This window comes from Lysobacter sp. CA196 (genome assembly GCF_052078695.1).
Lineage (GTDB): Bacteria > Pseudomonadota > Gammaproteobacteria > Xanthomonadales > Xanthomonadaceae > Lysobacter.
Genome location: NZ_JBQJIN010000030.1, coordinates 61,748 through 69,043, shown reverse-complemented (window position 1 = coordinate 69,043; position 7,296 = coordinate 61,748). Strand labels below are relative to the sequence as shown.

Sequence of the window (7,296 nt, the reverse complement as noted above, 5' to 3'; positions counted from 1 at the left end):
TCGGGCGCTGAGACCTTGGCGGACCCAGGCCATGATGGCGCCGCGCTCTTCGGGACTCAGGTGGGTGTAGTGGTGGCCCATGTGCAGAACCCTTCGGTGGGTGATGCACTTAAGCTTAGAGACCGCCCTGTTCCCTTGGCCCAGCTGGCGCTATTGATCCCGGCCTTTTGGATTCCGGCGTTGGCCATGGCGGCGATTTCTCTTTTCACTGTGCGATACGCAGTCAGCACCAGCTTCTTGGTTATCAAGTTCAAAGAGTCCAGCAGAAGCACCGGAGCCGCTTGGCTTTGATTAGTTGATTGCTCGCGGCCCCTACGCCGCGCAGCGAGTGTAGACAGTTCACTAGTAACCGAGCGATGGCTGCGTGTCGCGACCATTGCCCCGCCAACCCGACCTCAGCCATACCGCCCCGAGAGGAGCGGTCAGGAGGGCTTTGTGTCTCAATTCCAGTCACCAACGTATATGCCCTTCCATGTTCCGAACTGGCTAGGTCGGCTGTTCAAGAAGGCCAAGTGTTCGCCGGAGACCGTTACTGGCGTCTATGAAGCCAAGTTCGAGGCCGCGCGTGCGCGCGCAGTCCTCTGGGGACTGAATCCACCTCGCTTTGAGCCACTCCCGATGCGGTTCGCTTCAGCCGAAGCAATCGAATCCACTCGGCGACTCCGGGATTACGGCTTAGGACGACTGCGCGAAGACGTCATAGCAGCTGAGCGGTACGGCGTGACTGCCATGGTGCGAGGAATGCTGGAGGCCCAGCTACGGGTCCGTGTCGCCTTCACCTTGGGCTACGTCTACCAGGATGGTCAGCGACTTTGCCACACACCCATCGAAGGCTTGGAGCAGATGCTGCGTACCGGAATCGCCCCGGGGGCTCGCGTCAGCTTGCATGCCTGGCTGACCCTGCCAAGTCACGAAATCGTGGACCCAACCTTTTGGGCGGTGTTCCCTGCGCTATGCAACACAGCCGAGCGTGAAGCTCGTGGCCTTTTCCTGCATCCGGATCAGATGTCCGAGCGCACATATCACCCGCAATGGGTTGGCGAAGGATTTGCACGCCGAATCGGCGTCCTCAAGGAGTACGAGGGATGGTAAGCGCGAGAGTTGTGCATTTTGATGCCGTGTGGCGTGGATCGCTGAATTGGCGCGTTTCCGTTAACGGCGAGGACGAGCAAGTTTCGTTTGTCTCCAAGCAGACATGTGTCGACGCCGCTCGGGGCCGAGCTCTCCAGCGTCATCGCGACCACGGAGTGCCCACAGAGGTGCGAGCGCCCGGCATCGACGGAAAGCTCGAGTCGGTCGTCACGTACATGCAGCCTCATGAGCTTCTTGAGTTCTGCATCGAGACCGAGAGTGGAAGTAGCCGCCTTCTGCGCGAAGCATGCGATGTCTACGGTCTGGTCTGCGCTCGTCCATGAAGGTCAAGAATCGAACGTCAATGCTTGTCCTGACTCGTTGCCCAGGTCAGGCACTAATGATCGGCGACAAGATCGAGGTGCGTTTGTTGCCGCCTCGATTCGCCGGTGAAGTACGAGTCGGCATTACGGCTCCGAGAACGGTCCACGTCGTGCGCGAGGAGCTTCTTTGCCAGCCCCCGCGCGAAGGTCCACGCGATAGGGCGTGCCGCAAAGGGAAGGACCATGTCTGACCTCTTTCGCACGCAAGTCATTGAGGCTCAGAGCAACGTCTGGCTTGGAAGCATTAGCCTCACGCAGCCGCGCCGAACTAAGATGCCGATGCGATATCCGACTATCATCGGCGACATGGGGAGCACGCTGTCCGGCGGACAGAAGCAGCGCATCGTTCTCGCACGGGCCTTGTTTCGACAACCCCGCATTCTGTTTCTCGATGAAGCGACCAGCCATTTGGATGTTGGCCGTGAGCGACTGGTCAACGAGGCGGTGCGCTCACTTGCGATCACAAATGTAATCGTTGCTCACCGCCCCGAGACTGTCGCTAGTGCAGACCGGACGCTGATCCTAGAACGCGGCTCCGTTGTTTGCGGGAACGGACCTGAGGACTCGCCGGCCTATAGAGCCAGCCAACGGTTCTAGCCGCGACATCTCAGATCTAGAGACGCCTTTGCTCAAGACTGGCCGAGAATTTGATGCGCCGCGGCGTCACGGCGAGCATGGCCAAAGACGATAACCACACTTCCAAGGAATGAAGATGCTCGTTGGGAAAAGACTAAATCCGCTAGCTGCAAGCCTCGCTGTGGCGTTGACTGCCTTGACCTCATTCTCGGCCATGGCCGCGTTCCCGGTCGAGACCGGCCAGGCACTTCCGGGGGGGCATGCGCCGGGCCCGGTTTGGATGGGCGCATGGCCAAGCACCTATACGCTTCGTGAGGCCATGGCAGCATGCAAGCAACAAAAGATCGATCGAGCCCAGGACTTGATTGAGTATCCTCCTCTGCAGGATGGGTTCAATCAAAGGACCTGGATCATCACCGATTGTAAGGAGGCGGTCATCGCGCCGGAGGCGACAGGTGGTTTGCTGACCATCCATTTAGAGATGGCCAATCGCTACGATCTGCCGCCGTATGATGATCCGCCCCTGGAACGGTATTCGTACTATTACGGAACGGCGAACGCGTTTTGGCCATTGAAAGAACGCGAGGAAGACAGCGGCAAGAACCTGGGCCGAAGCGATTGCAGCAACAACTGCATCGGAAATCCTATCGTTGTGAACGCGGCCAATAAGTTTCAGGACGAGACCGACTACGCCGGCACCGGGGGGCGGGGCCTGAAGTTCCATCGCTATTACAACAGCGCGCCTGAGGTCGAATCGGCCGATATGGGCGAGAACTGGCGGCATACATACAGTCGGAATCTCGAGTTCAATGCCTTCTCGGCGGACAGCAAAGCCATCACTGTCCATCGTGATGACGGCATGCAGATCATATTCCGCAGGGTTGATGGTGCTTGGCTGCCTAGCGCTGAGGTCAAGATGGTCTTGACCCCAACCCTGGAGGCTGGCCAGCCAATTAGCTGGGAGCTGAGCAATTCCGCCGATGGGTCTGTGGAGACTTATGACGCAGGCGGACGTTTGCTGGCCATCGACTACCTTGACGGATATCACCTTACACTTGAGTACGCCTCCGGCCTCCTTAGCAAAGTCACCGATCCGCAAGGTCGGTCCCTGCACATTTTGCACGATGGGGATGCGCAGATTTCGTCGTTGACCGATCCCAACGGAGTCAGGTACGACTATACCTACGTGGCTCCCGACTACCCGACCTTCCCAGGGGATACGGGACGGCGGCTGGAAAAGGTGGTGGCTACTTCAGGGTATAAGCGGGAGTACCGATACTACGCAGGCACTGAGACCATGATGCGTGGACTGCTGACTCAGATCCTGGACGAGACTGGGTCGGTGAAGGCAAAGTTCGGTTACGACAATGCTGGCTATCCCAACTCGACTGAGCACTCCCAAGGAGCTGAGCGCTATGTCGTCGAGGGAGGCCAGTACGGCACCACAGACGTCGTGTATGCGAACGGTCTGCGATACAAGTACAAATTCACAACGGTTAATGGGCGAAAGCTTACGACTGACGCTGAGCGGGTATGCACGGATGGCTGCACCAGTGCGACGGCCGCCTACACCTACGATGCCAACGGCTTTCCCGATAGAGTCGGTGACTTCGGGCGCACGTCTGCGGACTTCGACTACAACAGCCGTGGGTTGGTGGCGCAGAAGCGCGAAGCTATCGGAGATCGTGAGGAACGGCTGACGCAGATTGATTGGCATCCGGCATTCGATGTTCCGACGGAGGAGCGCGTCTACAACCGGGACGGCCAGCTTTGGACGAAGCGCCTGTGGACGTATAACGGACGTGGGCAAGAGCTCACCGCAACGAAGATGGACCCGCTGAGTGGAACCACCCGCACCAGCGCGACGAGCTACTGCGAGGCAACCGATATCCAGGCGGGCCTCTGCCCGATCATTGGACTGGTCACGCAGGTAGACGGACCGCGCACGGACGTCAACGACATCACATCCTTCGCCTACTACGCCCAGGATGAGGCGGGATGCGCAACACCCACCGGTAGTTGCGGCCATAGAAGGGGGGACGTGTGGAGGGTGACCAATGCCCTCGGTCAGGTCGAAGAGATTCTCAAATACGACCGGAGCGGTCGAGCCATCTCCAGTCGTGACGCCAACGGTATCGTTACGGATCTGGAGTATCACCCCCGCGGCTGGCTGCTCAGGCAGATCGTGCGCGGAAGCGACAATGCGACGGAGACGGATGATGCGATCACGCAGATGGAGTACGACACAGTCGGACTCTTAAAGAAGACCACTGACGCCGATGGCATCATCGCCCGCTTCGAATACGATCCGGCCGGTCGCCTAACTGATGTAATTAGCTCGACCGGTGCCCGAATCCACTACACCCTGGACAATGAGGGGCGCCCCGAAAAGACGGACGTAAAGGACCCGGCGGGCGTCATCACGCGTACTTTGACTACCCTGCGGAACCAACTGGGCCAGATCAAGTCCGTGAAGGATGCTTACGGTCGCCAAACGAACTTCACGTACTGGGCCGGGGGTACTCCGAACTACACGACGGACGCTTTGGGCCGGAACACCACAGAAGGCGCAAACTGGTTCAAGCAGACGACCCGAACGCGCGCGAACCTGGCCGGCCGGGCCACCGGCTCGGATCATTTCTACGATGCAATGGGCGAGCTGACTTCGACTTACGATGGCCTTGGTCGAGAGACGGGATACGACCGGAACCGCTTCGGCGAGGTGCTGACGCTGAGGAGTCCCGCCACGGGGTCGAGCGTCTATACCTATGACAATAGTGGGAACCGCACATCGGCGACGGATGCAGATGGCCGGATCACGAACTACACGTACGACGCGCTCGGACGGTCCTTGCTGACCAGCTATCCGGCCGATCCTACCTTGAACGTTACTCGTGCCTACGATACGACCGCGCCGGCTTGCGCCATTGGCGAAACATTTGCTAAAGGACGTCTCGCGCGCCTCACGGACGGGACCGGCTATACCGACTACTGCTATGACCGGTATGGCCAAATCGCCCGCAAAATTCAAGTGATCAATGGGAAGACGTTCACCTCGCGCTACGAGTACACCAAAGGCGGTCGACTCAAATCGATCACGTACCCAAGCGGTACTCTGGTCGCGTACGGAGCCAACAGCGAAGGCAATGTCGCAAGCGTCACTGTGACGCGGCCGGGCCAGCCTATCCAGACACTGCTGAGTAGTATCAGCTACTACCCGTTCGGCCCAGCTGGGGAGCTAGTTTTTGGCAATGGTCGCCGGTTGCGCCGACAGTACAACCTCAACTATCAACCTTCCAGTATCCAAGACACCGGCGTGGACGGCTTTTCGGCGGGCTTCATTTTCAATGAGGTCGGCAATCTTGTGGAACTACGGAAGGGCGATCAGTCCACACCGGCCTTGCGAAAGTATGGATACGACGCGCTCGATCAACTTGCCGATATCAAGACTGGAGTAGATGCTCCCCTCAAGACCTACCTTTACCACGACTTCACCCAGAACCGCACGACAGAGATTTCGAATGGTGCGACAAGCACCAACTACGTCTACACGGTTGATCGGTTAACGGCATGGAACGACGTCGCCCGGACCTATGATGCCTCCGGAAACACGATCAGCATCGGAGGCACAGGCAAAGAGTTTGGCTACAATGCAGCCGGCCGAATGAGCACCGTAAAAATAAACAGCCTCTTGAAGGCCTCATATCGCTACAACGGTGTTGGTGAGCGGGTCCAACGACAGCTTGGAGCCACCACTGACTACACCGTCTACGATAAGACTGGTCGCTTCCATGGGCGCTACGACTCTTCGGGTGTAGCGGTACAAGAGGTGGTCTGGCTCGGAGATTTGCCTATTGGCATCATTGCTGCCGGTAAGCTTCACTATATTGAAGCGGATCATCTGGCCGCTCCTCGCGTTGTGGTTGATCCAGTCCGCCAGCGTGCAGTCTGGAACTGGGACATAGGTGGAGATGCTTTCGGCGCTGGACTACCGAATCAAGACCCAGACAAGGACGGCAAGGCCTTCACCTTCGACTTAAGATTTGCTGGACAGCAGTTCGACGCGGTAAGTTCGACCCACTACAACATGTTCCGGGACTACGATCCGTCGATCGGTCGATACCTCCAGAGTGATCCGATAGGCCTGCAGGGCGGACTCAATACCTACACCTATGTCAGTGGATCTCCTCTCATGTGGTCAGATCCTATGGGTCTCCTGCAATGGGAAGAGACTGATACGCAGAAGTTGTGGGGAGCGGTTGCACGAGGAGCCAGCATGGCCACCTATCCCGGGGACGTTCAGCATCCGTACGATCCTGGCACGCTTGGAAGAACCGGTGTGGACTGGGCTATTACCCCCAACTGCACTTGCGAGAATGGTCAGTTCCGGCTGAATGAGTTCTCAGTTCGTGTAGACACTTTGGTATATCTTCGCAGGCGCTACAAAGATCCTGCTGTTCAACGCGATACGGTCCGCGACGAGTACCAGCATGTTCGCGATATGAGGCGGTGGATGGAGTCGGCCAAGCCTAATGCTGAGTCATTGGAGCGAACGCTTAAAGCGAATTCGTATGCTACCGAGGTAGAGTGCGTGACTGAGAACCGCAAGAAGATGCAGGCTTTGTTGGAACCTGGCGCACGCGCAGCCGTAATCGCCTCTAAGAAGAGATACGATCACGGGCGCGCTGGCGGACATGTTGCGTATTCATCTGAGGACCCTTTATGAATCTATGGGCTTTGTTTCTTTTGCCAGTTGCTCTTGCCATCCCTGCCACATCGTCTGCAAACGGTGATTGCGACAAGCCAATCGAGGGGGTTCAGATCACCTTTAGTGGGGTGGATGCTGAGCGCGCTCGTGATTGGGGCTATGTATATGGAAAGTACGTGCTGATCAATCACTCGAAGAAAACCTTGCGATTTGCCACGTATAAAGGTGAAAAGCAGCCGATCAAGTTGTACCCGCTCGACTTCACAATTGAAAAACAGACAGTCGATGGTTGGAGCGACGACGTTACGGTTATCGACCATCCGGAACCTGCGACTGCAACGGTTACTGTTCCTCCGGGTGATCAATTGACATTCCTTGGGCAGAGTAGGCCCGCGGGGCCGGAAACCTATCGCGCCAAGATTCGACAGATGCGAGGCTGTTGGCTCCCTTCGGAACCATTTCAGGTTACGGATGCCGCCGAATCGAGCAAGCCTCACTAGTTGGCTTTCCGGAATTGTCCGACTGACACAAGAGGGCGCTACGGCGCCCTCTCGCTTT

5 protein-coding genes and 1 pseudogene are annotated in these 7,296 nt (G+C 57.7%); all 6 read left to right on the top strand.

Annotated features, from left to right (window positions below; all coding sequences use genetic code 11):
• Nucleotides 1-291 (top strand): hypothetical protein (locus tag ACTOWK_RS20200; protein WP_441331884.1); only part of this gene is annotated, 291 nt, incomplete at its 5' end.
• 144 nt (nt 292-435) lie between these two features.
• On the top strand, nt 436-1,092 hold the full coding sequence (locus ACTOWK_RS20195) for a hypothetical protein (protein ID WP_441331883.1): 657 nt from the start codon (nt 436-438) through the stop codon (nt 1,090-1,092).
• Nucleotides 1,093-1,378: 286 nt separating this feature from the next.
• Nucleotides 1,379-1,645, top strand: a complete 267-nt coding sequence (locus ACTOWK_RS20190; protein ID WP_441331882.1) for a carbon storage regulator — start codon at nt 1,379-1,381, stop codon at nt 1,643-1,645.
• 82 nt (nt 1,646-1,727) lie between these two features.
• Nucleotides 1,728-2,051 (top strand): annotated as a pseudogene (locus ACTOWK_RS20185) (ATP-binding cassette domain-containing protein); the annotation flags it as partial.
• A gap of 109 nt (nt 2,052-2,160) precedes the next feature.
• Entirely contained in the window at nt 2,161-6,756 is a 4,596-nt protein-coding gene (locus ACTOWK_RS20180; RefSeq protein ID WP_441331881.1) for an RHS repeat-associated core domain-containing protein, read from the top strand.
• Nucleotides 6,753-7,238 (top strand): hypothetical protein, encoded by a 486-nt coding sequence (locus ACTOWK_RS20175; RefSeq protein WP_441331880.1) that lies wholly within the window; start codon nt 6,753-6,755, stop codon nt 7,236-7,238. Before ACTOWK_RS20180 ends, ACTOWK_RS20175 begins: the two co-directional genes overlap by 4 nt.
• Nucleotides 7,239-7,296: the final 58 nt, after the last annotated feature.

Bases quoted from the DNA above. Each gene is read 5' to 3' on its own strand.
- ACTOWK_RS20190 (WP_441331882.1), top strand. From the start codon at position 1,379: ATGCGATGTCTACGGTCTGGTCTGCGCTCGTCCATGAAGGTCAAGAAT.
- ACTOWK_RS20180 (WP_441331881.1), top strand. From the start codon at position 2,161: ATGAAGATGCTCGTTGGGAAAAGACTAAATCCGCTAGCTGCAAGCCTC.
- ACTOWK_RS20175 (WP_441331880.1), top strand. From the start codon at position 6,753: ATGAATCTATGGGCTTTGTTTCTTTTGCCAGTTGCTCTTGCCATCCCT.